General features: G+C 46.5%; 1 protein-coding gene. It reads right to left on the bottom strand.

Annotation, left to right across the window (positions count from 1 at the left end):
• Positions 1 to 99: 99 nt before the first annotated feature.
• Entirely contained in the window at positions 100 to 522 is a 423-nt protein-coding gene (locus tag B4U49_RS00315; RefSeq protein WP_143735421.1) for a hypothetical protein, read from the bottom strand.
• Positions 523 to 576 lie beyond the last annotated feature (54 nt).

Genomic DNA, 576 nt, shown 5'->3' with positions numbered 1-576 from the left:
TGCATAGCGTTGGGCGTCCCGCGAAGGTCCGAAGGACCGTAGCATCTTGCTTGCGCTTGTTCAGTGTATTCTACACCGGACCTGAGAACTTGAAGACTGCTACAGCCAGGATGAAAACTCCCAGCCTTTATACGTTTTCCCCAAATAGATTCCTGCATTTCTATCATCAGATGTACGATACAACTTGAAAGAATATAGTAAAACGTCAGCTCCACGCGAGATATCTACCTGAAACCATTTTAATTCCTCCGCTAAGCTTCCTTTAGCGAAGGTGCTCACACCTCTAAAGGTTATTTTCTTCGAGGTTATCACTTCTTCATTAACACCGTAGCCTTTCGGGCGTAAGCCATGCAGGTATGGAAACTCCACCAAGGAGTCTATTACCGAGGAGAAAATACTCCAAAGATCCCATACGACTGGTATGGCACTTTTCCCCGCGTTTTCCTCTAAGAATTGCTGTACTGATGCTTCCGCTTGGAGGATATCTTTAGGAAACTCGTTTAAAGGGACATCGATTTTCATTGCGCTCAGCCCCTCGGACTGTAAATACACTTAACGCCCACAGCAGGGGCGGCT

The sequence above is a fragment of the Microbulbifer mangrovi genome (assembly GCF_002009015.1).
GTDB classification, from domain to species: domain Bacteria; phylum Pseudomonadota; class Gammaproteobacteria; order Pseudomonadales; family Cellvibrionaceae; genus Microbulbifer; species Microbulbifer mangrovi.
The sequence above is the reverse complement of the archived record's forward strand: the minus strand, read 5'-3'. Positions and strand labels throughout refer to the sequence as shown.